Below are 23,296 nucleotides of genomic sequence, written 5' to 3' on the forward strand. Positions count from 1 at the left end.
TGTTATCTCTCTGATCGTTATTGTGTTTTACAGTGAGAACGTGCGGATAAGCCAGGCCGGGGTACAGCTCCAGGCGTGGCAGTAACTGTTGATTAACCGGCTGCCGTAGGGTGAGTAGCCGGGGTTTTCCGGGTCAAACAGCTCCCAGAAGGTGTCCGCCCCCTGCCCGATCATCGCGCCCCAATAGTCTTTGATGGCGGCCACGGCGGCGTCCCGCTCACCCACCTGGAGCAGCGCCTCGACGTAGTGGTGCATCATGTAGGGGGTGTTCATGCGGACAGCCGGCGGCTCGGTGCGCAGGCGCGCCATCAGCGCCCGGCGGAACGCCACGTCACCGACCTCCGCCAGCACCAGCCACACCTGCGACGCCCAGGAGACCTGCCGCCCCGCCCCACTGGCAAAAAAGCCCTGCTCCGCGTCCCAGAGGTGTTCCAGTGCCGCGGCCCGCAACCGCGCCACCCCGGCGGCAATCGCCGGGACGCGCGCCGCGTCAACCCGTTCCGCCAGCGCCAGCGCCTTGTTCAGGGCGTAGATCAATACCCCCTGTGAGGCCGCCTGCTTATTCAGCTGCTCATGCCAGTCGATAAATGACCACCAGTCGTCGCCGTCCGTGACCACGCCCTGCACATCTACCCGCGCCAGCGCCAGCTCCGCCTGCCGCCAGGCCGTGGGCCAGAGGTCACGCAGCGTGGCGTCGTCACCGGTGGCCGCGACATAATCTGCCAGGGTGGCGATAAAAAACAGTGAATAGTCAAACAGGTAGGTGTCATCGGCGATGACTTCCGGCTTCATAAACAGGTTGGCGGCGATCAGCCCGTCCTCACGCGTTACCCCGGCGAACAGATAGAGGCAGCGCCTGACCAGATCGTTGTTGCCGAAGGTGGCGTAGTTGACCTGCGCCTGTAAACGCAGATCGCCGAGCCACAGGCGGCGGTCGCGTTTCGGGCCATCCTCGAATACTTCCTGCATACAGTTTTTCAGCGTCAGCACGCTGACGGCGTCAATCTGTTGCAGCAGCGGGTCGGCAGTCGCGGGCGCAGCGGGGTGGGTGCTGCCGGCGGAGGTTTCCGTGTGCAGGCGGATGTCACGCAGCCGCAGGCCATATTTGCGCGAGGTCGCTACCACGCGGATTTTCACAAAGCGGCAGCAGTAGCGGCGCGGCAGGTCAACCTGTGCCGGCAGCACGTCGAGGTAGAGATCCTGTTGCTGGAACCAGCTGGTACTGAGCCAGCCGTCATACCCGGTGAGCGGCTCCGCCACCTCATCAATGATTTCGCCAAAGGTAAAATGCAGGTGCGCCGGGGCGTCCGGCGGGCTGCCGACCGGCTCGCAGCACAGCGACAGCCGCCCGACGCAGTGGGTGCCGAAATCCAGGATCACTTCGTCCCCGGTTTTCAGCACCCGGTCCATCAGCTGTGCCGGGGTGCCGCAGTGGCGCGCCTGCCAGCCGTTCTCCTGCACGGCGGTGACCAGCGCCGTGGGGGTGGCAACGGCGTGGTGCAGTGTGGGTAATAAGCGGCCGGCCTCGGCCAGGAATACCGGATGGCGGCGGGTGGGCAGTGTGTGCTGTTGTAGTTTCGGCTCAGACATCATCAACTCCTGTCAACGGGAATGAGCCGCATGGTAGAGCCGCCGCTGCCGGGCAGCCATCCTGCCAGTGCCAGCCGGTGCGAGCTGGTGGCACTGGCAGTGCGGTGAGCGCGGCAAGGATCACAAATCACGCATTCTGATTCGCCAGCCGTCACCGCTGCCATTATGTTGGCAATCACTTTCATCATGCCGCTGAATGGAATTCCCTATGTACAAACTGGAGATTGAGGCCTATTTCGCCTCACCGGAGGAGACGCTGTCGGTCTACAGCAGCGATCCGGAAAACAATAACCATGAGCACTGCCATGAATTTGATGAGCTGGTGATGGTGGAGAGCGGGCACGGCCTGCATGTGATTAACGGCAAACCGCACTTTATCCAGGAGGGGGATGTCTTTTCGTGCGTGGGCAGGACTTTCACTTTTATGATGAACTGGGCACGCTGAAGCTGACCAATGTGCTGATCAACCCCACGCGCCCTTTCACCTTTCTGAACAACATCCACAGCCTGCTGGGCCGGTTTGATGCCTCGGGCAGCGGCAGTTACGGCTGGCTGATGCCGGAACGGCGGGCGCAGTGCCGCGCGCTGGCTGACCGGCTCTGCCTGCCGCTGCCCTGCCCGCCCGAGGCGCGCCCTGCGGTGCAGGAGTCGCTGTTTTTCCAGCTGGTGATGAACATGGTTACCGAGGGCGGCAGCGGCGCAAAAAGCCACACCAAATACAAGCTGCACCGGCTGCTGAGCCATGTGCAGGAGCACTGTTTTGAGGAGATTGCCTGGGAGCAGGTGGCCGACCAGTTCCACCTGACGCCGCGCACCCTCTACCGCCAGATCAAAGAGACCACCGGGCTGACGCCGGAGAGCTACCTGAAGCGGCTGCGGCTGGTCTCTGCGCGGATGCAGATCCGCGAGAGTGATACCACCATCACCGAAATCGCCTTTCTGTGCGGCTTCGCCAACAGCAACCATTTCACTGCGTCCTACAAACAGCTGTTCGGCGTGACGCCGTCGCAGGAGCGCGCCCGCGCCCGGCTGACCGCCCCCCGGCTGGCGGGGTAACGGGGCGGTAAACCGCGACCGGCATCACGGATTGCACCGCATCGCCTTGCCAATTTTATTCAGCTGGTGAATGATTCCCGGCGTCGGATTGCTACTGCACCGCAGGCAAAACCCAGACCACCCGCCCCTTAGCCAAGGGGTTGGCGGTCTGGGTTTTTTTTGCCCTTCTCCCGGCACTGCCCCATTTTACGGCTGCCCATGCGGCCCGGGATCGCTGTGCCTTTTTTTCACCCTGACCAAGGCCATAACAATGAAAATGACCTCTGCCGCCTTATTGAGTGCCCTGCTGTTCAGCGCCGCCGCACCGGCCGTTACCCCAGAATGGAACGGCACCGTGCTTGGGTTTGAGGCGCCGCCCGCGCCGCTGCTGGGCGAGATGCTCGGCATCCGCCCGATCCTCACTGACCACGGCTTCAACTACCAGCTCGGCTACCTGAGCCAGCTCGCCTGGAACGCGGGCGGCGGTTACAACCATGACAGCCACGCCGCCTACATCGACCAGTTCTCGCTGACCTTCACCCAGGATCTCGAGCGCTATACCGGCATCCCGGACGCGCAGATTGAGGGCAACATCGTCAACCGCAACCACAACGACAGCCTGACCATGAAACGGTTGCAGGACAGCCGGGTCAATTTCAACGATCTGGCGCAGGAGAGCTACGGCGGCCAGTCGATCACCCGCCTGGGCTGGCTCACCTTCGCCCGCAGTTTTGACCAGCGGCGGCTCACCTGGCGCATCGGCATGATGAACAAAGTGCAGACCTTCGACCAGATCATCCCCTGTGATTTCCAGATGCTGTCGCAATGCGGCGGCAAGTCTGCCAACTCGCTGAGCTGGAATAACTGGAACGTCCACACCTGGGGCACCACGCTGGCGTACCGCCTGACGCCGGTGCTCACCCTCAAGGGCGGCATCATGGAGCAGAACAGCTACGCCGCCGACCGCAGCCACGCCTGGAGCTGGTCAACCAAGGGCAGCAAAGGGTTCCTGCTGCCGGTTGAGATTGAGGCGCGGCCGCACATCAACGGCCTGCCGGGCGCCTATAACCTCGGCGTGCTGTTCAATAACGCGCCGCAGACCGATCTCTACCGCGCGCAGGCGACCTACCACCGCACCTGGTTCCTCTACAGCGGCCTGAACCAGCAGGTCACGCAGCGCGGCGGCGACCCGGACCGCGGCATGAGCCTCTCCTGGAGCCTGGGCGTCGCGGACCCGCGCAGCACCTACATTCACTACACCACCGCTGCCTCAATGCGCTACCGCGGCCTGTTCGACGCCCGCCCGCATGACTGGCTCGGTCTCGGCGTCACCTATATCGAGATGAGCAACCACTATGCGCGCAACCAGGCGTACCAGAATGAGGTGCAGGGTGTGACCGACTACGGCAATGCCCTCTACAGCCCGCTGCCGGGGCACTCCATCAATGCTGAACTCTATTACCGTTTCCGCCCGGTGGGCTGGCTGGAGCTGCAACCCGGCCTGCAATACTGGCACCACCCCGGCGGCGTGCGCGAAACGCAGGACGCCTGGGTCACCGGCCTGAAAACCGTGATTTCATTTTAAGGAGCACCGATGATCCGTTTACTGATGGTGATGTTTACCCTGCTGGCCGCTTTTGGTGCCGCCGCAACGCCGGGCAGCCCGCTGCCCTTCACGCCTGACCCGGCCAAACAGCGGCGGGTGATCATCAGCAGCGACACCAAAAATGAGGCCGACGACGATTTCGCCGTGGCCCATGCGCTGCTGACACCGACCTTTGCGATTCGCGGGCTGATTGCCGCGCACTACACACGCACTGCCGCGATGCTCGGCAACCACCAGCCCACCGAGCCGGAAAGTTACCGGGAGTTGCAACGGTTGTTGAAGGTGATGAATGCCCGGGTGCCGCTGTTCCATGGCGCACAGCACCCGCTGGATGAACGCACGCAACCGCTGAGTGAGGGCGCGCAGGCGATTATCACTGAGGCGGAACGTGACGATGCCCGCCCGCTGTTTGTGCTGGTGCTCGGCCCGGCCACGGACATCGCCCAGGCATTGGCGGCGCGGCCGTCGATTGCCGGAAAACTCACCGTGGTGTGGATTGGCGGCAACCCCTACCCGGCCGGTGGCTGGGAGTACAACCTCTATAACGACCCGCGCGCCGCCGACACCCTGATGCGCTCAAAGGCGGCGATCTGGCAGGTGCCGCACAATGTCTATATGTCGATGCGGGTCTCGCTGGCTGAACTGGCGGTCAAGGTCAGGCCGCAGGGCGCGCCCGGCCGTTACCTGTGGCAACAATTGCTCGACTTCAACCAGTGGGCGTCTGCACGCATCAAAGATGTCCCCTGGCCGAAAAGCGAAGTGTGGGTATTAGGGGATAACCCGGCCGTCGCCCTGCTGCTGGATGACCACGAATACCACTACCAGACCCGCCCGGCACCGGCGATCAACCCTGACCTGAGCTATGGCCCGGGCGACCCGGCGCACACTCTCCGGGTGTACGACCAGATTGACCCGCATTTCGTGCTGGAGGATTTCTTCGCCAAACTGCAACTGGCGTATGGCGGCTGAGGGTGGAGCGGATACGCGCCCGGCGTGCCAGATTCGCCGGCTCACGGCCTATCTTTCCTGTTTTTTCGCTGATCGCGCCGGGCGGCACGCAGCAGGCGGTTAAACGCCGGGCAGGCAAGGTGGCTGGGCGCCGGGCAGGCTGCCGCGTGGCGCAAGCCGTCACGCACCTTTTCCAGCTGGCGGATCTGCTGGTCTACCTCGTCGGCTTTTGCCGCCAGCCGTGCGCGATCCAGTTCCGGGGCGCGTTCATTGCCCAGCATCACGGCGATCTCCAGCAAAGAGAAGCCGGCACGTTGCCCCAATACAATCAGCGCCAGCCGCGGTAATACATCCACGCGGTATTGCCGCCGCAGGCCGTGGCGGCCAACCGGCCGGATTAACCCTTTCTCCTCATAAAACCGCAGCGTGGCGGGGGGCAACCCGCTTTGCGCTGCCACTTCACCAATATCCAGCTCCCGCATCTTGACCTCAAGTGAACTTCAGGTTGCACACTCTTCATACGTTAACACGGGGTTAACGCATCAGCGCAGAGGAAAAAATCATGGCAGAGAGCTTGTTGGGGAGTGTATGGGTCGGGATCGGCGCAACCGGGGTAATGGATCTGTGGGCGCTGGTTCAGCGTGTGGCGTTCGGTACGCCGTCTCTGGATTATGCGCTGGTCGGGCGCTGGCTGGCGCTGATGCGCGACGGCCGGTTTTGCCATCGCCCGATCATGGCCGCGCCGCCGGTGAAGGGCGAACGCCTGCTCGGCTGGCTGTGCCATTATGCGATTGGCATCATGTTTGCGGCGCTGCTGGTGGCCGCCGCCGGGCCGCAATGGCTGCACCAGCCGACGTTGCTGCCCGCCCTGCTGGCCGGGGTGCTCAGCCTCGCCGCGCCTTTCTTTATCCTGCAACCGGCGCTGGGGTTTGGCGTGGCGGCGTCACGCACCCCGGCCCCGGCCACCGCCCGCCTGCGCAGTGTGAAAAGCCACCTGGCGTTTGGCCTTGGGCTGTATCTGGCAGCAGAAGTCGGCGCACGCGTGTGGCAGTAAGGCGCGGCTTATGCGGGGGTGCTACGCTGGAATAACCCGGACACGGATAATTAAGGACGATCATTCTATGCAAATCAGTGAATTCTCATCAGGCCTCACCCTGCCCTCCGCCACTATCCAGCTGTTGCCGCCCTCTCTGGCGCGGGTGGATGAGGTGTTTGCCGCACTGGCCTCTGTGCCGAAACCGCACTTTTCTTTCCTGCCCTGGGCATTGGGCACGTTCACCCCTGAGGGGGTGCGGGAGGATATGCAGCAGGCGATAGACCATTTTGAGCAGGACAGTGAGGAGTACCGCTTCCTGATTGTGCCGCGCCATGGCGATGGGTTGCTGGGCTGCATCGGGCTGCAAATCCGTAACCCGGCCCTGCCGTTTTATGAACTGGGTTACTGGCTGCTGCCGGAAGCGACCGGCCATGGCTACGCCTCGCAGGCGGTAGAGGTGCTGGCGGCCTTTGCCTTTGCGCGGCTGAAGGCCCGGCGGCTCGAGATCCGTATGTCCGGGCGCAATGTGAAAAGCCGGCAGGTGGCAGAACGCAGCGGCTTCCGGCATGAGGCCACGCTGCAACAGGAGCGTATTAACCCGGACGGCTGCCCGGATGATACGCTGATCTACGCGCTGCTGCGCCCGGCAACCTAACGCAGCAGCTTCAGCGCGCCGGTCAGCGAGCTGACCCACTTTTTCGGCCCGCACAGCGCGATGCCGTCCAGCGTTTCGCCGGAGAGAGTGCGCTCCGGCAACGCCTGCCCGTATTCATCGAAATCGTGCATCCGGCGGGCAAAGGCCGGGAACACCACCACCGCTTTAATCTCATTCGCCCCTTCACTGCGTTTCAGCAATGCCTGTAACGTCGCTTCGTCCGCCTGCAAGACCGGCATCGGCAGTTTAGAGCTGACGTCAATCTCCAGCCCGGTGGCGTCCGTGAGCTTGCCGCCAAACACCTGCGGGTGGCGTGCGCCCAGCCCGGCGGCCAGGGTGGCGGCGGTGTTGGCCACCAGCCCCACCGGCAACTCCGGGTTCACGATAATAGCTACACGGTAATAACTCATCTTCACACTCTCCTGCGGGTTAAGGTCTGGAGAGAGTGTACGCTGCCGCGTGGGGTAAAAATTTTCTTTATCACCCCTCTTCAGCTGTTTTATGGTAAGGATTACCGCTATCACTTTTTATAGAGGAAAATTATTCCATGACTTTGACCCGTCAGGACGCCCTGCTGCTGAAAGCGCTGCAAACAGACAGCCGTATCACCAATCAGGCGCTGGCCGAGGCGGCCGGTATGGCCCCCTCCCCCTGCTGGCGGCGGGTCAGGCAGCTTGAGGAGGCGGGGCTGATTACCGGTTACCGGGCGCAGCTTGACCGGAAAAAGCTCGGGCTGGGGCTGCTGGCGTTTATCCGGATTAAAATTGACAGCCACAGTGAGCAGGAAGCGATGCGTTTTGAGGCGGAAGTGCAGGAGCTGCCGCAGGTGATCGCCTGTTACGCCACGGCGGGCAGCGCCGATTTCCTGTTGCAGGTAGTGGCGCAGGATCTGGAGCAGTATTCAGAGTTCGCGATGGCAGTGATCCGGCGGCTGCCGGGCATCAAAGAGATGGAGACGTCGTTTGTGCTCAAAGAGATTAAGCCCTATAACGCGTTGCCGCTCGGGCTGCACACTACGCCCGGGCTGGGGAAAAACCGGCCAGGTCTGGACGAATTTTAACCCCCTCTGACGTAACCGGTTCCGGCCAAGCGACTGAAAGGCCGAAACCGGCGCAATGCCCCGCAGGGCGCGGGCTGCACGCCACAACCTGTGGCTTTTTTCCCGCTTACCCACACCCTGACGGCCTGTTTATCCACAGAAAATGTGGATAACTCTGGCGAGATGCTAAACCTTACCCCGCCACCTTCAGCACGATCTTGCCGATATGCTCGCCGTTTTCCATGCGGCGGTGGGCGTCGGCGACCTGCGCCAGCGGGTAGACTTTGTCGATCATCGGCAGGCAGCGGCCGGCGGCCAGTGCAGGCCACACCTGTTCGTGCAGCGCATCAGCAATTTCCGCTTTCTGCGCGGCGGTGCGCGAGCGCAGCAGCGAACCGGTGACGATCGCCTGTTTTGCCAGAATCGGCATCACGTTGATCTCTTTCGCCACGGCGGAGCCGAGGAAGCCGATGATCACCAGCCGCCCGAACTGCGCCAGCGAGGCGATGTTCCGCTCAAAATAGGGGCCGCCCATGATGTCGAGGACAACGTCTACGCCTTTGCCACCGGTGTGCTCCGCGATCGCCTCCGCAAAATCCTGCTCACGGTAGTTAATGGCGGTGGCGCCCAGCGCGCGGATGGCGGCGCATTTCTCTTCGCTGCCGGCGGTGGCGAACGCCTCAATGCCGCGCTCGCGGCAGAGCATCAGCGTGGTAGTGCCGATGCCGCTGGTGCCGCCGTGTACCAGCACTTTGTCGCCTTTTTTGGCGTTGCCCATGGCGAACACGTTCGCCCAGACGGTAAAGAAGGTCTCCGGGATCGCCGCGGCGCTCTCCATCGACATCCCTTCCGGTACCGGCAGCGCCTGGGTGGCGGGCACGGTGCAATATTCGGCGTAGCCGCCGCCGTTGGTCAGCGCGCAGATGCGGTCACCCACGTTATAACGGCTGACATTGCTGCCCACGGCGACCACTTCCCCGGCGATCTCCAGCCCCGGCACCGGATCCATGCCCGGCTTCATCGGGTAGTGGCCGGCACGCTGGAGCACGTCCGGGCGGTTAACCCCCGCCGCGTGAACCTTCACCAGCAGTTCACCCTCCGCCGGTTGCGGCACCGGGGCGGTCTGCGGTTGCAGCACCTCCGGCCCACCCGGCTCGGTGATGGCGATAAAGGTCATGGTTTCCGGCAATGTTACCTGTGACATAGGTTCTCTCGTGGTTTGTGCATGTCTTTACAGCTTAGGCGATTCTGCGGCCGGGCGATTAGCCGGATGTGGCCTTTGCCATACAGCGCTGGTAACGGTCGTTGACCCGGTTGGCAAACCAGGCGGTGGTCAGCTTCCGGGTAATTTTCGGGCTTTCCAGCGTAATGCCCGGCAGCACCGCGCGCGGCACCGGCTTCCCGGCCAGCTTGTCAGCACGGGCATAGACGCGGCGGTAGAGCGCGGTGTCGCCAAAGCCCGCCTCTTCGCCCTGCTCCAGCGCGCGGCGGATTTCGCGCTCACTCAGATCCAGCGTTTTCCCCAGCGTGCGCACTGCCAGTTCCGTGGTGCCGGGGGTGTCGCTGTCATAGCGGTAGCGGATCAGGTCGCCGTCCAGCGCCAGCGGGAGGCCGCTTATCTGGCTTACCGCCTGCTGGAAGGCGGCGTTACGGCTGGCATACCACCCGGCGTTGAAATCGGCGAAGCGGTAGAGCGGCTGCGGGTAGTCCGTAGGGTAGCCGAGCAGGTGCAGCGTGCCGAAATAGATCCCGCCCCGGCGGCTGAAGACCTCCTGGCGGATCGTGCCGGTGACCGGATAGGGGTAGCCTTTGGCGTGGGCTTCGGCAAAGGCGATGCTCACCTGCATCGGCCCGCCGGTATGCACCGGGTTCAGGTTGCCGAACAGCCGCTGGCCCATCGGCACCATGCCGATGAAGTCATCAAAAATGTCGCTCAGCTCTTTCTCATTGCGCACCTTGTCGAGCCGCGCGCTGTAAGATTTCCCATCAGAAGAGGGGATCAGCAGCGCGGTACGCACCACAAAGGCCGGGATGTGCTTCTCCCCGGCGCGGCGTTCGATCTCTTTCCAGGCGATGTTGCCCAGCCCCGGCACCGGCGCATCCGCCTTGAAATTGGACTCCTGCTCCGTGACCGCCAGCACCGCGCAGAGGTTGCTGCGACTGGGGGTGAGCTGCTGGGCGGCGAAGGCCGCGGTGATGTCGGTAGCCCAGCCCTGCCGGTCAGCGGCGGACGGCGGCATCAGTTTCACCACCTCGGCGCGCACATCGGCCGGGCGCATAGCGGGTGTTTCGGTTTTCGGTTTGCTGGTACAGCCGGCCAGCGCCAGCAACGCCACCAGCGCCAGCGGGCGGGCAGAAAAACGCACAGGCGGCACAGCAAAGGCGGTCAGTTCCATAAGTTCCCTGTTTTATTGGTAAAGCGGGCGTGAAGCGTCCCTTTATGCCTACCGTAACAAATCCCTGTGGGGCGAACCAGCCTCCCTCCGGCCACTGATGCCGCCGGCTTATCATTTCCGCCTGCTTTTCCACCCTGCTGGGTGATTTTCTTAACATGCACTACAATTTTCCTAATCGTTTCTGGAAAGCAAGAGTGAGAGCAACAACATGAAAGAGAAAAATGGAGCGATTGGGATTGCCCCTTACGGCGGCTCAGCGGGTGGCTGGGGCGCGTTGAAAGCAGTGGCGGATGCGATCCGCGGGCAGATGGCAGTGAAACAGGATGTGATCGCGCTGTTCAGGATGAACCAGCCGCAGGGGTTTGACTGCCCCGGCTGCGCCTGGCCTGACCCGCTGCACACCTCGTCATTTGAATTTTGTGAAAACGGTGCCAAAGCGGTCTCCTGGGAGGCCACCGGCAAACGTGCCACGCCGGACTTTTTCGCCGCGCACCCGGTGAAAGAACTCTGGGAACGCCACGATTTTGATCTGGAAAACGAAGGCCGCCTGACCCATCCGATGAAATATGATCGCGAAACCGATACTTATCAGGTCATCGAATGGGAAACCGCCTTTAAGGAGATCGGCGCGCTGATGCAGGGTTATGACGACCCGGACAGCGTGGAGTTTTACACCTCCGGCCGCGCCTCGAATGAGGCGGCATTCCTCTACCAGCTGTTCGCGCGTGAATACGGCACCAATAACTTCCCGGACTGCTCCAACATGTGCCACGAGCCGACCAGCGTCGGGTTGCCGGTCTCCATCGGCGTCGGCAAGGGCACCGTGGAACTGGAGGATTTCGACCACTGCGATCTGGTGCTGTGCGTCGGCCATAACCCCGGCACCAACCACCCGCGGATGCTCGGCACCCTGCGGGAAGTGGCGAAGCGCGGCGGCACCATTGTGGCGTTCAACCCGTTGCAGGAGCGCGGGCTGGAGCGCTTTACCTCACCGCAAAGCCCGCTGGAGATGCTGACGCTCAGCTCAACCCGCCTCTCCTCCACCTACTACAAGGTGCGGGTCGGCGGTGACGCGGCGATGGTCAAAGGCATCATGAAATCCCTGCTGTCGCTGCACAACGAAGCGCTGAGCAAAGGCGAACCTGGGGTGATTGACGAGGCGTTTATCGCCGACCACACGCTGGGCTTCGAGGAGCTGAAAGCCGATCTGGAGTCAACTGAGTGGGCCGACATTGAGCGCATCTCCGGCCTGAGCCACAAAGACATCCTGCACATCGCCCGGCTCTACGCCAAAGCGGAGCGCACCATCCTCTGTTACGGCATGGGCATCACCCAGCACCAGTACGGCACCAAGAATGTGCAGCAGCTCGCCAACCTGATGCTGATGCGCGGCAACATCGGCAAAAAAGGTGCCGGCATCTGCCCGCTGCGCGGCCACTCCAACGTGCAAGGTGACCGCACCGTCGGCATCACCGAGATCCCGACGCAGGCTCTGCTGGACGGCATTGAGCGCACCTTCGGCTTCACGCCGCCAACCAGGCATGGCCACGGCGCGGTGGCGACGATCCGCGCGATGCATGAGGGCAAAGCCAAAGCGCTGTTCTGCCTCGGCGGCAATTTGCCGGTGGCGATGCCGGAGCCGGAAACCTGTTTCGAGGGGATGCGCAAGCTGGATCTGGCGGTGCATATGGCGACCAAGCTTAACCGCTCGCATCTGGCGGTGGCGAAACACACCTACCTGTTCCCGGTGATCGGCCGCACCGAGCGCGATACCCAGGCCTCGGGCGACCAGTCGGTGACGGTAGAGGATTCGATGTCGATGGTGCACGCCTCGCGCGGCTCGCTGGAACCCGCCTCGCCGCACCTGAAATCGGAACCGGCGCTGGTGGCGGCGCTGGCGAAAGCCTCGCTGCCCAACACCGTGGTGCCGTGGGATAAAATGGTCTCGGATTACCACGTCATCCGCGATGCGATTGAGTCGGTGTTCCCGGCATTCCAGGATTTCAACAAGCGCATCATGAACCATGGCGGCTTCCGGCTCTATAACGCCGCTTCGGAGCGCAAATGGAACACGCCGAGCGGCAAGGCCCAGTTCATTGTGATGCAAGGGATTAACGAAGATCCGCGCTCCGCCCAGGGGCACGATCTGGTGCTGACCACGCTGCGCAGCCACGATCAGTACAACACCACGCTGTACGGCATGAACGACCGCTACCGCGGCGTGACCGGCCGCCGCGACGTGCTGTTCATTAGTGCGGATGAAGCGGAAAGCCGCCGCCTGCGGGTGGGTGACAAAGTAAACGTGGTAGCGCTGGCCCCGGACGGCACCCCCACCGACCGCCGCATGGAGAGCCTGACGGTGGTGGTGCACGACATGGCCTCCGGCTCGGTCGCCACTTACTACCCGGAAGGCAACGTGTTGGTGCCGCTCAACAGCTATGACGACGAAAGCGGCATCCCGGCGTACAAAAGCGTGCCGATTGCGCTGGAACACTGCGCCTGACCGGCATAGCAGCCGAAGTGGTTCTGCTCAGCCGCCCCCACCCGGAGCGGCTTTTTTCTGCCGGTCGCCCATCTGCGGTTCACAAAAAGCCCGCGACAACCGCCGCGGCGGCACGCCACAATAGGGTTTTCTCTCACGGAGTCAGGTTCATGCTACGAAAAATGACCGAGCCGGAGTTTGCGCCCTGGGCGCAGCTGTTTCTGGCGGAATACGCTGACGATCTCAGTGCCAATTACGGTTTTGATGCGCTGCGGGCGCGGTCAGAGGCGCAACAGGCATTGCACGCAGTGCTGCCGCAGGGCGTGGAGACCGAACGGCAGGTGCTGCTGGTGATTGAGCATCAGGGGGAACGCGTGGGTTACCTCTGGTACCAGCGCAATGAGACCAACGCGTTTATCATGGATTTTCTGGTGCTGCCGCCGTTCCGCGGTGCGGGTCACGGGCGGCAGGCGCTGGCCTCTCTGGAGGCGATGCTGGCCGACGAGGGCATCAGCGAAGTGCGGCTGCGGGTGGCCGCCGATAACCCGCGCGCCCGGCAGCTGTACGAGGCCTGCGGCTACCAGGTCACCGGCCACAATATGAGCAAACGCTATTGAGGCGTCAGGGGCGGCGCACGCCCGGAGGGATCGGGTCGAGCCAGACCAGCTTACGCGCCGGCTCATCGTAACAGACCATGATCAGGTTGCCGTAAAGCGGCTCCTCCTCATCCAGCCCCAAATCCGCCAGCGTGACGCGGCCCGCGTGGTAATCCCGGACGAAATCCACAAAGCTGCCAATCGCTGCCTCATAGCCGAACGCGGCCTCGTAACGCGGCAGGTATAAACGGAAACGCGCGCCGTGCCCGGCCTCCGCTTCCAGCGACAGCGCCAGGCTGTAGGGGTTCTCCCGCGTTATCGGGCCATGGCGGCCATACAGCGTCGGCTCGATCCGCTCACGGGAGATCACCTGGCGGCCAAAGTGGCCGAGCCGCTGCTTAAGCCATTCATAGGTGTCTTTCGCCAGCTCGCCCACCAGCGCCGCCAGAAAAGTCTGGGCGAAGGCGATCACCACCAGCGCAGGCACCGCCAGCTCAATGGTGGCAAACGGCCCCCACTGCGGCGGGTGTCTGACGTCAATCCCCACCTGCGCGGGCATCAGTTCGGCCTGCAAGTGGGCAATCTCCTCTTCAGCCGTGTCACGGTAGCTTGTTACCTCAATCTTATACATGGCTCCCCTCCCCAGAAACGACGCCGGACGGCGCGGTTTTCAAAGGTATAACACATTTTTAGCCGCTTCCCGGCGCAGCACCACGCACAGAGAGAAATTCACCGCATTTCCGCCACGGAATTTGCCTTATTCCCCGCATTTTCGGTTTATTTCCCGCTTCTTCTTGTATTTTTTGCGGAACAGTCTGTAATAGCCAGCCACGTACCAAAGGTAACTACCATGTCCAGCCCCCTCCGCCAGGATGATCAACCCCGTTTACGGGCATTAAAGGATCTTCAGATCCTTGATGCTTCCCAGGATGAGATCCTGAATAAAATCACCGCGCTGACCTGCAAAATGCTGGATATGCCCACCTGCCTGGTCACCCTGATCACGGATGAGAAACAGTGCATCAAGGCCAAAACCAACTTCCCGCTGGATGAAACCAGCCGCGACGACGCCTTTTGCCAACACACCCTGCACCATAACGGCGTACTGGTCTGTGCCGATACCTGGCTGGATGAACGGTTCTGCCACCTGCCGCTGGCCCGGCAACCGGAGCAGCCGCTGCGTTTTTATGCCGGTGCGCCGCTGACCACCGATGAGGGCGTGGCGATCGGCAGCCTCTGTGTGATTGACTACCAGCCGCGCACCTTTACGGCGGAACAGTGCCGCACCTTGCAGGAGATGGCCGCGGTGGTGATGGCGCTGTTGCAGTCACGCAGCGCCGTGGGGCTGGTGGATGCGGTGACCGGCCTGCCGAACCGCCAGCGGCTGATTGCCGACCTGCATGAAATCCAGGGCGGGCCGCCGGACTGTGTGCTGGTGTTGATCGACTGCATCGACATCACCTACGCCTATGAGATGGGCCGCTCGCTGGGGATGCCGATGGTGGAACGGATGCTGTGTGAAATCGGCGATGCCCTGCACCGGGCATTCTGCGGCCTGGAAAAAATTTACTGTGTGGCCACCGGCCGTTTTGCGCTGTGGGTGCCGCAGGCGCGCAGTGAAAGCGTGTTGCAGACGCTGATGCAGTGCGCCGAATCCCTGCCGGGCGAGCTGAGCCTGCCGGTACCGATCCGCCTGGAGATACACATCGGCTATACCGGGTTCGGCGTGCCGGTGGAGGCCCCGCAACAGGTGCTGCGCAAGGCGTTGAGCGCGCTGCATGACGCCATCGATCAGGATGTGCCGCTGATGCCTTACCGGCAGGAGAGTGACGAGACGCAAAAAAGGGCGTTCCGGCTGCTGAGCGATCTGGTGGAGTGCCTGGACCGCGATACCGGCCTCTACCTGATGTACCAGCCGAAGTTTGATGTCAAAGGCGGCCACGCGGTGGGGGCCGAGGCGCTGCTGCGCTGGCAGCACCCGGTCTTCGGCGCCGTCTCCCCCGCGCAGTTTGTGCCGCTGGCGGAGAATACCACGCTTATCCGCCCGCTGACCCAATGGGTGATCGCGCAGGCGACCCGCCAGCTCCGCCAGTGGCGTAACCAGGGCATTATGTTGCCGGTGGCGGTCAACGTGGCGGTGAGTAACTTTGCCGAGCCAGACTTTGTTGACCGGCTGCTGGCACAGCTTGAGGAGCAGGGGCTGACCCCGGCTGATTTAGAGATCGAATGCCTGGAGACGCAGAAGATCCTGGGCAGCCCGGCGGCGCTCGCCTGTCTGCGGCGGCTGCGCGAGGCGGGGTTTGTGCTGGCGCTGGACGACTTCGGCAACGGCCACAGTAACCTCACCTACCTGAAAAAGATCCCGGTTGAGGTGATCAAGCTGGATCAGTCATTGATCCGGCCGCTGCAATATGACGCCGACTGCCGGATCATCGTAGAGCAGATCATCGGCATGCTGCACATGCTGAAGTATGTGGTGGTGGCCGAAGGCGTGGAAGATGCCGCGACCCTGGCGTGGCTGCACCGCGCCGGCTGTGACCGGGTGCAGGGGTTCCACCTCGCCCGGCCGATGCTGCCGGAGGCGTTGAGCGCGCTGCTGGGGCCGGACGCCATGCACGAGGCGTGATGTAACAAATCTATACAGCTTGCCACGTCTGCTTACGGTGCCGTCACGCAAAGTGCGGCAATTCAGGCTACGCTGTGGGGAGGATCCCCTATTTCCCAACAGTGTCAGGACGTTATGCACACAAAAAATGAACAACAGCCTTCGGAACAGAGGGTAAAAAGCATGGCTTACCGCAACGGCAAAGCGGTGGGCGAAGTCACTTCTGAGAACATCAGCGAGATGCTGGCCGCGCCGGACACCTTTATCTGGCTCGGGCTGTGGCAGCCGGACAACGATTACCTGCGCCACATCCAGCAGGAATTTAACCTGCACGACCTGGCGATTGAGGATGCCCTCACCGCCCATCAGCGGCCGAAAATCGAGCAGTATGGCGATACCTTTTTTATCGTGGCGCATACCGCCCAGAAGGTCCGCGACCGCATTGAATATGGCGAAACCCACCTCTTTTACGGCAAAAATTTCCTGATCACCGTGCGCCACGGCGCCTCTTCCAGCTATGCCCAGGTGCGCGAGCACGCCGAACAGTGCCCCGAGCAGCTGGCGCGCGGCCCCGGTTACGCGCTCTACTGCGTGCTCGATTTCATCGTGGACAACTACCTCAGCATCGTCGGCGAGTTTTCTACTCAGTTCGAGGAGATTGAGTCGCGCATGTTCAAAACTGAGTTTGACCAGAAAGCAGTGCGGCAGGTTTACCACCTGCGCCGCCACCTGCTCTCCTTACGCAATGCGGCGGTACCGATGCAGGACATCTGCGGCCAGCTGCTGCACCACGACGGCGTGCTGCCCAAGCAGTTGCGTGACTATATGCGAGACGTGCAGGACCACGCGCACCAGGTGATCATGCTGACCGATGACATGCGCGAAATGCTGACCAACGCCACCCACGTCAACCTGGCGCTGGTGTCGGTGCACCAGAACGAGGTGGTGCAGCGGCTGGCGGGCTGGGGTGCCATCCTCGCGCTGCCCACGGTGGTGTTCAGCCTCTACGGTATGAACTTCAAAGACATGCCGGAACTGGACACCAGCTGGGGCTACCCGCTGACCATCGGCATTACCGTGGCCGGCTGCCTGTGGCTCTACCTGAAACTGCGGCGCGCCGGGTGGCTGTAGGCGATAATTCCGGGTGGGAACTGACATAAAAATGTCATCCGGGCGGTTTACCCTGCTGGCGGCAAGGTAAACTTAACAAGGACTTAAATCATGCGCTTTTCCCGCACGTTGATGGCCGGCGCGCTGCTGGCCGCGATGGGTGTGCAGGCCGCGGAGGCCGCCCCGGATGTCACCCGGCTTACCCCGATTGTTGACCGCACCACCCCGGCGGCGGATTCCCCGGCGTTTGTGTCGCTGGAGGCCACCATGCTGGCCGATTTGCAGCACGCCATCCAAGGCACGGCCCCGACACTGACCCGCGAGCAGCTGGAGCAGGCCAGGCAGCACCAACAGGCAGACACCGCCTGGCTTAAGGCCAGCGGCTATGACTTCAATACGAAAACCAACCAGCAGGCGGGGATTGCGCTGCTGGAACCGTTCAACGCCCTGCCGGCCGCCGTCAAGGCGCAGAGCCTGGAGACCGTCACCGCCATCAACCGTGACGCCACCCAGGGCGAACGCCATCAGGCGCTGGCCGATGCCGAGGGCATCAGCTATCTCTACTTCCTGGCGGACGCGATGGGGCCACGGCTCGGCCAGGCGTTCCTGACTGCCTATGACAAGGGTGAACTGGGCAAAGCGGCGGCGCTGATCAAGGCGAGCGAAGTCAGCACCGGCACGGCGAAAAAACATTTCAACTATGCGCGCCCGTTCCTGCAAACCGGCAACCACATCCATCTGGTGCCGGATGAGGTGGTGATCGCGGACGGCCATCCCTACACCGCGGACGGCGGCGCGTTCCCCAGCGGCCACACCAACACCGGCTACACCGATGCGCTGCTGATGGCGGAGATGATCCCGGAGCGTTTTGTGCCGCTGCTGGATCGCGGCGCGCGCTACGGCTTCTCGCGCGTGGTGCTGGGCGTGCACTACCCGCTGGATGTGATGGGCTCACGCATGGTGGCGGAGCGCAATGTCGCCCACTACCTGAATGACCCGGCCTACCGCACGCTGTTTGAGCAGGCGAAAACCGAGTTGCGCGGCGCGCTGGAAAAAGAGTGCGGCATGCGCCTGGCGCAGTGTGCGGCCCCCCAGGGGCAGGATGACCCCTACGCCGCCCCGGCGATGCGCAGTTTCTACCGCTTCACCATGACCTACGATTTGCCGAAAGCCCCCGCTGCCGCCACGCCGCTGAAGGTGCCGGCCGGGGCGGAGGTGCTGCTGGAAGCGCCGTTGCCGCAGCTCGGTGCCACCGCGCGCCGTGACCTGATGCGCCATACCGCCCTGGCGGACGGTTACCCGCTCTCCGGCGGCGCAGGCGAGCAGAACTTCTGGCAGCGCCTCAACCTGCACGACGCGGTGCTGGCCGCCAAATAACCCCGTCCCCGCCAGACCGGCCGCCCCGGTCTGGCGACATTTTCGCCATACTTCATGAAAAAACGATAATTCGCGTGCTTCTCTGATGGCGCGCGCACCGCGTTTTCTGCTAAAACCCCGCGTCGCACGCTGCTTCTTTGTGCGTTTTCACGAAGCTGCACCCGGCTTTTCCGGGTCAGACCCACAAAGCGTGCTAATCTGTTAGCCACAGAATTTTACGCAATGCTTACGGAATGCGGCCTATAACCGCCCCCCCGGCCCTTGGCATAATGCTTTTCTTTTTTACAGGACGATTCGGCACCGGCATGAAATCCCACGCACACTCCCCGTTTTCCCGGCGTAACTTTCTTCTTCTCCTGCTGGTCATCGCGCTGATTGCCGGTGGCTGGCTCTACTTTTCCCGCCAGTCACCGGCCCCCGGCGGGATGGCTGGCGGCATGGGCGGCGGCATGGGCGGCCCCGGTATGATGGGCGGCGGGATGGCAACGCCGGTGCAGGCGGGCGTGGCGAAACAGGCCGATGTGCCGGTTTACCTGTCGGCGCTCGGCACCGTGGTGCCGAATGCCAGCGTCACCGTGACCAGCCGGGTCGATGGCCAGTTGATGAAAGTCTATTTCACCGAAGGGCAGCAGGTGGAGGCCGGGCAGTTGCTGGCGCAGATCGACCCGCGCAGCTACCAGGCCACGCTGGCGCAGTACCAGGGCGCGCTGGCGGAGAATCAGGCACTGCTGAAAAGCGCGCAACTGACCCTCGCCCGTTATAAAACGCTCTACGCGCAGGACTCGCTCTCCCGGCAGGATCTGGAGACCCAGACCGCCACCGTCGGCCAGTACCTCGGCACCATCAAGGCCGATCAGGCGCAGATTGAGGCGGCGAAACTGAACCTGGAGTACACGCGCATCACCGCGCCGGTGAGCGGCCGCGTCGGCCTGCGGCTGGTCGACCCGGGCAACATGGTGCACAGCAGTGACACCACCGGCATCGTGACCCTGACCCAGACCCAGCCTATCGCCGCCACCTTCAGCGTGCCGCAGGCCAGCCTGCAAACCGTGCTGAAGCCGCTGCACCGGGGCGAGACCCTGCCCGCCACTGCCATCGATCAGGACGGCAGCAGCGTGCTGGCACAGGGAAAACTGAGCTTTATCAGCAATGAGATCGACACCACCACCGGCAGCATCAAGCTTAAGGCGCTGTTCGACAACCAGGATGAGCAGCTCTACCCGAACCAGTTCGTGAATATCCGCCTGCAAACCAACACGCTGAAAGGCGCGGTGGTGATCCCGGCGCAGGCGTTGCAGCTCAGCAGCGACGGCGATTTCGTCTATCTGGTGAATAAAGACAACACCGTGACCCGCAAAACGGTGAAGAGCGGCCCGGCGTTCGGCAACACCTGGCAGGCGATCCTCTCCGGCGTGGCGGCGGGTGACCGCGTGGTCACCACCGGCATTGACCGCCTGCAGGATGGCGCGAAAGTACGGGTCGTTACGGCGCAGGCCGCCACCACCGGTGCCACCCCGGCGGCCGGCGGCCGGCCGGCAACGGCGACCGATAAGAAGGCACTGGCCACTGACGGGAACGCCGCGCGATGAACCCGTCCCGCCTGTTTATCCAGCGGCCGGTCGCGACCATTCTGCTGATGGTGGCGATCCTGCTTTCCGGCCTGTTCGCTTACCGGATGCTCTCCACCTCGGCGCTGCCGCAGGTGGACTACCCGACCATCCAGGTGACCACTCTCTACCCCGGTGCCAGCCCGGACGTGATGGCCTCTGCCGTCACGGCCCCGCTGGAGCGCCAGCTCGGCCAGATGGCAGGGCTGAGCCAGATGTACTCCACCAGCTCCGGCGGCGCGTCCATCATCACGCTGAAATTCAGCCTGGACCTCTCGCTGGATGTGGCGGAACAGGAGGTGCAGGCCGCGATCAACGCCGCCGACAGCCTGCTGCCCAGCGACTTGCCCAACCCGCCGACCTATAAAAAGGTTAACCCGGCGGACAGCGCAGTGATCACGCTGGCGGCCACCTCGTCTTCGCTGCCGCTGATTAAAGTGCAGGATCTGGTGAATACCCGGATTGCGCTGAAGCTCTCACAAATTTCCGGCGTCGGCATGGTGACGCTGGCGGGCGGCCACCAGCCGGCGATCCGCGTGCAGATGAACCCGCAGGCGCTGGCGGCGCATAACCTGACGCTGGAAGACGTCAACACGCTGATCGGCAACAGTAACGTTAACGGCTCCAAAGGCGGCTTTGACGGCAAGTTCCACTCCATCACCATTGACGCCAATGACCAGCTGCGCACTGCCGACGAGTACGGCAACCTGATCCTGACCTATCAGGACGGCGCGGCGCTGCGGCTGCGTGACCTCGCCACCATCACCGAGGCGGAAGAGAACAGCTACCAGTCCGCCTGGGCCAACCGCCAGCCGGCGATTGTCATCAGCGTGCAGCGCCAGCCGGGCGCCAACGTGATTGCAGTGGTGGACGCGATTAAAAAGCAGCTGCCGACGCTGCAGGCCGCGCTGCCGGACGGCGTTACCGTATCGGTGCTCTCTGACCGCACCCAGACCATCCGCGCCTCCATCAGTGACGTGCAGTTCGAACTGGTGCTGTCGATTGCGCTGGTGGTGATGGTGACCTTCCTGTTCCTGCGCAACATCGCCGCGACGCTTATTCCCAGCATCGCGGTGCCGCTGTCGCTGGTGGGAACCTTCGGCGTGATGTACCTCGCCGGGTTCAGCGTCAATAACCTGTCGCTGATGGCGCTGACCGTGGCCACCGGCTTTGTGATCGATGACGCCATCGTGGTGGTGGAGAACATCTCGCGGCGGCTGGAACAGGGCGAAACGCCGATGCAGGCGGCGCTCAACGGCTCGAAGCAGATTGGTTTTACCATTATCTCGCTGACCTTCTCGCTGATTGCGGTACTGATCCCACTGTTGTTTATGGGGGATGTGGTCGGGCGGCTGTTCCGCGAGTTCGCCATTACGCTGGCAGTGTCGATTCTGGTGTCGATGGTGATATCCCTGACGCTGACGCCGATGCTCTGCGCCTACCTGTTGCGCCATATCCCGGAAGAACAGCAGAGCCGCTTTTCCCGCAAGGGCGGCGAGGTGTTTGACCGGCTGATCGCCGGCTACGACCGCCTGCTGACGGTGGTGCTGAACCACCAGCGGCTGACGCTGCTGGTGGCGCTGGCGACGGTGGCGCTCACCGCCCTGCTCTACCTGGTGGTGCCGAAGGGCTTCTTCCCGTCGCAGGATACCGGGCTTATCCAGGGCATTACCGTGGCCTCGCAGGATGTGTCGTTCAAGGAGATGAGCCGCCGCCAGCAGGCGCTGGCTGACATTATCCTGAAAAACCCGGCGGTGGAGAGCCTCTCTTCCACGCTCGGCATTGACGGCACCAACACCAGCCTCAACAGCGGGCGGATGCAGATTAACCTGAAGCCGTTCGATGAGCGCGATGAGCGTGCCGATGCGGTGATCGCCGAACTGAAACAGGCGGTGGCGCAGGTGCCGGGCATCCAGCTCTATCTGCAATCGGCGCAGGATCTCACGGTGAACGATCAGGTCACGCCGAGCCAGTACCAGTTCACGCTGGACGATGCCGACAGCGAAGACCTCGCCACCTGGACGCCGAAACTCACGGCGGCGATGTCGGCCAACCCGGCGTTCCGTGACGTGACCAGCAACCTGCAGGATCAGGGCCAGGTGGCCTATGTGGAGCTGAACCGCGACGCAGCGGCGCGCTACGGCATCACCGCCGCTGACGTCGATACCGCGCTGTATAACGCCTTCGGCCAGCGGCTGGTCTCCACCATCTTTACCCAGTCAAACCAGTACCGCGTGGTGCTGGAGGTGGCGCCGCGCTTCCAGCAGTCGCCTGCGTCGTTTGATGATATCTACCTGGCGACCAATAACAGCAGCAGCGACAGCAGCAGTACCAGTGACAGTACGACCACCACAGACAGCAGTTCCACCAGCAGCACGAGCAGTAGCACGAGCAGCAGCACCAGCGCCACCAACGGCATGGTGAAACTCACGTCGATTGCCACCATCCACCAACGCACCGGCGCGCTGGTGCATGCGCGGCTGAACCAGTTCGCGGCGGTGACGCTCTCCTTTAACCTGAATGACGGCACCTCGCTGGAGCAGGCGCAGCAGGCGATCGCAGAGATAAGTGCGCAGCTTAAGATGCCGTCCGGCATTAGCCTGCGTTATCAGGGGGAAAGTGCGGCCTTCCAGAGCGCCACCGGCAACACGCTGTGGCTGATTCTGGCAGCGCTGCTGACCATGTATGTGGTGCTCGGCATCCTGTATGAGAGCTTTATCCACCCGGTGACCATCCTCTCCACCCTGCCCTCGGCGGCGGTCGGCGCGCTGCTGACGCTGCTGCTGGCGGACACGGAGTTCAGCCTGATTGCGCTGATTGGCGTGATTTTGCTGATCGGGATTGTGAAAAAGAACGCCATCATGATGATCGACTTCGCGCTGGAGGCGGAGCAGAAGCAGCACCTGTCACCGCGTGAGGCGATCCACCAGGCGTGTCTGCTGCGGTTTAGGCCGATCCTGATGACCACCATGGCCGCCCTGCTCGGCGCACTGCCGCTGATGCTGGCGCACGGCTCCGGCGCGGAACTGCGCCAGCCGCTGGGGCTGGTGATTGTTGGCGGGCTTATCTTCAGCCAGGTGCTGACGCTGTTCTCTACGCCTGTGATCTATCTCTATTTTGACCGGCTGGCGATCCGTGGCCGGGCATTCTGGCGGCGTAAAGGCCCGCAGGGGGCACGATGAGCGAACCGCGTGAACCGCGCCGGGCGCGGCCG

General features: G+C 63.0%; 18 protein-coding genes and 1 pseudogene. 13 read left to right on the forward strand and 6 right to left on the reverse strand.

Features of this window, described 5'->3' with window-relative positions:
* Window positions 1–27 precede the first annotated feature (27 nt).
* A complete protein-coding gene (locus CYR55_RS20250) occupies window positions 28–1,590 on the reverse strand; it encodes an alpha-L-rhamnosidase-related protein (RefSeq protein ID WP_101818152.1) in 1,563 nt (520 codons plus the stop codon).
* Window positions 1,591–1,798: 208 nt separating this feature from the next.
* On the opposite strand from CYR55_RS20250, the pseudogene CYR55_RS20255 reads away from it, so the two are divergent.
* From CYR55_RS20255 to CYR55_RS20265, 3 genes and pseudogenes are all read left to right on the forward strand, one after another.
* A pseudogene (locus tag CYR55_RS20255) lies at window positions 1,799–2,646 on the forward strand (helix-turn-helix domain-containing protein).
* 250 nt (window positions 2,647–2,896) lie between these two features.
* Window positions 2,897–4,210: a carbohydrate porin gene (locus CYR55_RS20260; RefSeq protein ID WP_101818153.1), complete on the forward strand. Its 1,314-nt coding sequence runs from the start codon at window positions 2,897–2,899 to the stop codon at window positions 4,208–4,210.
* Between the two features lie 9 nt (window positions 4,211–4,219).
* The gene (locus CYR55_RS20265; RefSeq protein WP_101818154.1) at window positions 4,220–5,200 is read left to right on the forward strand and encodes a nucleoside hydrolase; all 981 of its coding nucleotides are present in this window, start codon (window positions 4,220–4,222) and stop codon (window positions 5,198–5,200) included.
* A gap of 41 nt (window positions 5,201–5,241) precedes the next feature.
* Here the strand turns inward: CYR55_RS20265 and CYR55_RS20270 are convergent, their stop codons facing one another.
* Window positions 5,242–5,661 carry a helix-turn-helix domain-containing protein gene (locus CYR55_RS20270; RefSeq protein WP_101818155.1) on the reverse strand — a complete coding sequence of 140 codons (420 nt, stop codon included), beginning with the start codon at window positions 5,659–5,661 and terminating at the stop codon, window positions 5,242–5,244.
* Between the two features lie 80 nt (window positions 5,662–5,741).
* Here CYR55_RS20270 and CYR55_RS20275 point away from each other — a divergent pair, with 80 nt between their 5' ends.
* Window positions 5,742–6,233, forward strand: a complete 492-nt coding sequence (locus tag CYR55_RS20275; RefSeq protein WP_101818156.1) for a DUF2938 domain-containing protein — start codon at window positions 5,742–5,744, stop codon at window positions 6,231–6,233.
* A 67-nt stretch (window positions 6,234–6,300) separates the two neighbouring features.
* Window positions 6,301–6,870, forward strand: a complete 570-nt coding sequence (locus CYR55_RS20280; RefSeq protein ID WP_165699638.1) for a GNAT family N-acetyltransferase — start codon at window positions 6,301–6,303, stop codon at window positions 6,868–6,870.
* Here the strand turns inward: CYR55_RS20280 and CYR55_RS20285 are convergent.
* Window positions 6,867–7,280: a DUF2000 domain-containing protein gene (locus CYR55_RS20285; RefSeq protein ID WP_101818158.1), complete on the reverse strand. Its 414-nt coding sequence runs from the start codon at window positions 7,278–7,280 to the stop codon at window positions 6,867–6,869. The two genes, CYR55_RS20280 and CYR55_RS20285, sit on opposite strands and share 4 nt — an antisense overlap.
* A 137-nt stretch (window positions 7,281–7,417) precedes the next feature.
* Here CYR55_RS20285 and CYR55_RS20290 point away from each other — a divergent pair, with 137 nt between their 5' ends.
* Window positions 7,418–7,930, forward strand: coding sequence for an Lrp/AsnC family transcriptional regulator (locus tag CYR55_RS20290; protein WP_101818159.1), 513 nt, complete (start codon window positions 7,418–7,420; stop codon window positions 7,928–7,930).
* A 172-nt stretch (window positions 7,931–8,102) separates the two neighbouring features.
* On the opposite strand, the gene CYR55_RS20295 is transcribed toward CYR55_RS20290, so the two are convergent.
* Together CYR55_RS20295 and CYR55_RS20300 are read right to left on the reverse strand one after the other, a co-directional pair.
* The gene (locus CYR55_RS20295; RefSeq protein WP_101818160.1) at window positions 8,103–9,086 is read right to left on the reverse strand and encodes an NAD(P)H-quinone oxidoreductase; all 984 of its coding nucleotides are present in this window, start codon (window positions 9,084–9,086) and stop codon (window positions 8,103–8,105) included.
* Between the two features lie 85 nt (window positions 9,087–9,171).
* Window positions 9,172–10,305, reverse strand: coding sequence for a DUF1615 domain-containing protein (locus tag CYR55_RS20300; RefSeq protein ID WP_101818161.1), 1,134 nt, complete (start codon window positions 10,303–10,305; stop codon window positions 9,172–9,174).
* Window positions 10,306–10,513: 208 nt separating this feature from the next.
* On the opposite strand from CYR55_RS20300, the gene CYR55_RS20305 reads away from it, so the two are divergent.
* Window positions 10,514–12,808 (forward strand): FdhF/YdeP family oxidoreductase, encoded by a 2,295-nt coding sequence (locus tag CYR55_RS20305; RefSeq protein WP_101818162.1) that lies wholly within the window; start codon window positions 10,514–10,516, stop codon window positions 12,806–12,808.
* 149 nt (window positions 12,809–12,957) lie between these two features.
* Window positions 12,958–13,404 (forward strand): GNAT family N-acetyltransferase, encoded by a 447-nt coding sequence (locus CYR55_RS20310; protein WP_101818163.1) that lies wholly within the window; start codon window positions 12,958–12,960, stop codon window positions 13,402–13,404.
* A gap of 4 nt (window positions 13,405–13,408) precedes the next feature.
* Here the strand turns inward: CYR55_RS20310 and CYR55_RS20315 are convergent, their stop codons facing one another.
* A complete protein-coding gene (locus CYR55_RS20315) occupies window positions 13,409–14,014 on the reverse strand; it encodes a hypothetical protein (RefSeq protein ID WP_101818164.1) in 606 nt (201 codons plus the stop codon).
* Window positions 14,015–14,233: 219 nt separating this feature from the next.
* Between CYR55_RS20315 and CYR55_RS20320 the strand changes: the two genes are divergently transcribed.
* The 5 genes from CYR55_RS20320 to CYR55_RS20340 all read left to right on the forward strand — a co-directional run bounded on the left by CYR55_RS20320 (window position 14,234) and on the right by CYR55_RS20340 (window position 23,264).
* The gene (locus CYR55_RS20320; protein WP_101818165.1) at window positions 14,234–16,009 is read left to right on the forward strand and encodes a sensor domain-containing phosphodiesterase; all 1,776 of its coding nucleotides are present in this window, start codon (window positions 14,234–14,236) and stop codon (window positions 16,007–16,009) included.
* A 162-nt stretch (window positions 16,010–16,171) separates the two neighbouring features.
* On the forward strand, window positions 16,172–17,119 hold the full coding sequence (locus tag CYR55_RS20325) for a magnesium and cobalt transport protein CorA (protein WP_241522197.1): 948 nt from the start codon (window positions 16,172–16,174) through the stop codon (window positions 17,117–17,119).
* A 90-nt stretch (window positions 17,120–17,209) separates the two neighbouring features.
* Window positions 17,210–18,475, forward strand: a complete 1,266-nt coding sequence (locus CYR55_RS20330; protein WP_101818167.1) for an acid phosphatase — start codon at window positions 17,210–17,212, stop codon at window positions 18,473–18,475.
* Window positions 18,476–18,780: 305 nt separating this feature from the next.
* Window positions 18,781–20,064 carry an MdtA/MuxA family multidrug efflux RND transporter periplasmic adaptor subunit gene (locus tag CYR55_RS20335; protein ID WP_101818168.1) on the forward strand — a complete coding sequence of 428 codons (1,284 nt, stop codon included), beginning with the start codon at window positions 18,781–18,783 and terminating at the stop codon, window positions 20,062–20,064.
* Window positions 20,061–23,264, forward strand: a complete 3,204-nt coding sequence (locus CYR55_RS20340; protein WP_101818169.1) for an efflux RND transporter permease subunit — start codon at window positions 20,061–20,063, stop codon at window positions 23,262–23,264. The genes CYR55_RS20335 and CYR55_RS20340 overlap by 4 nt, the downstream gene beginning before the upstream one ends.
* Window positions 23,265–23,296 lie beyond the last annotated feature (32 nt).

The organism is Chimaeribacter californicus, from assembly GCF_002858675.1.
Lineage (GTDB): Bacteria > Pseudomonadota > Gammaproteobacteria > Enterobacterales > Enterobacteriaceae > Chimaeribacter > Chimaeribacter californicus.

Coding starts and splice junctions, on each gene's coding strand:
- CYR55_RS20250 (WP_101818152.1), bottom strand. CDS start 1,590: ATGTCTGAGCCGAAACTACAACAGCACACACTGCCCACCCGCCGCCAT.
- CYR55_RS20260 (WP_101818153.1), top strand. CDS start 2,897: ATGAAAATGACCTCTGCCGCCTTATTGAGTGCCCTGCTGTTCAGCGCC.
- CYR55_RS20265 (WP_101818154.1), top strand. CDS start 4,220: ATGATCCGTTTACTGATGGTGATGTTTACCCTGCTGGCCGCTTTTGGT.
- CYR55_RS20270 (WP_101818155.1), bottom strand. CDS start 5,661: ATGCGGGAGCTGGATATTGGTGAAGTGGCAGCGCAAAGCGGGTTGCCC.
- CYR55_RS20275 (WP_101818156.1), top strand. CDS start 5,742: ATGGCAGAGAGCTTGTTGGGGAGTGTATGGGTCGGGATCGGCGCAACC.
- CYR55_RS20280 (WP_165699638.1), top strand. CDS start 6,301: ATGCAAATCAGTGAATTCTCATCAGGCCTCACCCTGCCCTCCGCCACT.
- CYR55_RS20285 (WP_101818158.1), bottom strand. CDS start 7,280: ATGAGTTATTACCGTGTAGCTATTATCGTGAACCCGGAGTTGCCGGTG.
- CYR55_RS20290 (WP_101818159.1), top strand. CDS start 7,418: ATGACTTTGACCCGTCAGGACGCCCTGCTGCTGAAAGCGCTGCAAACA.
- CYR55_RS20295 (WP_101818160.1), bottom strand. CDS start 9,086: ATGACCTTTATCGCCATCACCGAGCCGGGTGGGCCGGAGGTGCTGCAA.
- CYR55_RS20300 (WP_101818161.1), bottom strand. CDS start 10,305: ATGGAACTGACCGCCTTTGCTGTGCCGCCTGTGCGTTTTTCTGCCCGC.
- CYR55_RS20305 (WP_101818162.1), top strand. CDS start 10,514: ATGAAAGAGAAAAATGGAGCGATTGGGATTGCCCCTTACGGCGGCTCA.
- CYR55_RS20310 (WP_101818163.1), top strand. CDS start 12,958: ATGCTACGAAAAATGACCGAGCCGGAGTTTGCGCCCTGGGCGCAGCTG.
- CYR55_RS20315 (WP_101818164.1), bottom strand. CDS start 14,014: ATGTATAAGATTGAGGTAACAAGCTACCGTGACACGGCTGAAGAGGAG.
- CYR55_RS20320 (WP_101818165.1), top strand. CDS start 14,234: ATGTCCAGCCCCCTCCGCCAGGATGATCAACCCCGTTTACGGGCATTA.
- CYR55_RS20325 (WP_241522197.1), top strand. CDS start 16,172: ATGGCTTACCGCAACGGCAAAGCGGTGGGCGAAGTCACTTCTGAGAAC.
- CYR55_RS20330 (WP_101818167.1), top strand. CDS start 17,210: ATGCGCTTTTCCCGCACGTTGATGGCCGGCGCGCTGCTGGCCGCGATG.
- CYR55_RS20335 (WP_101818168.1), top strand. CDS start 18,781: ATGAAATCCCACGCACACTCCCCGTTTTCCCGGCGTAACTTTCTTCTT.
- CYR55_RS20340 (WP_101818169.1), top strand. CDS start 20,061: ATGAACCCGTCCCGCCTGTTTATCCAGCGGCCGGTCGCGACCATTCTG.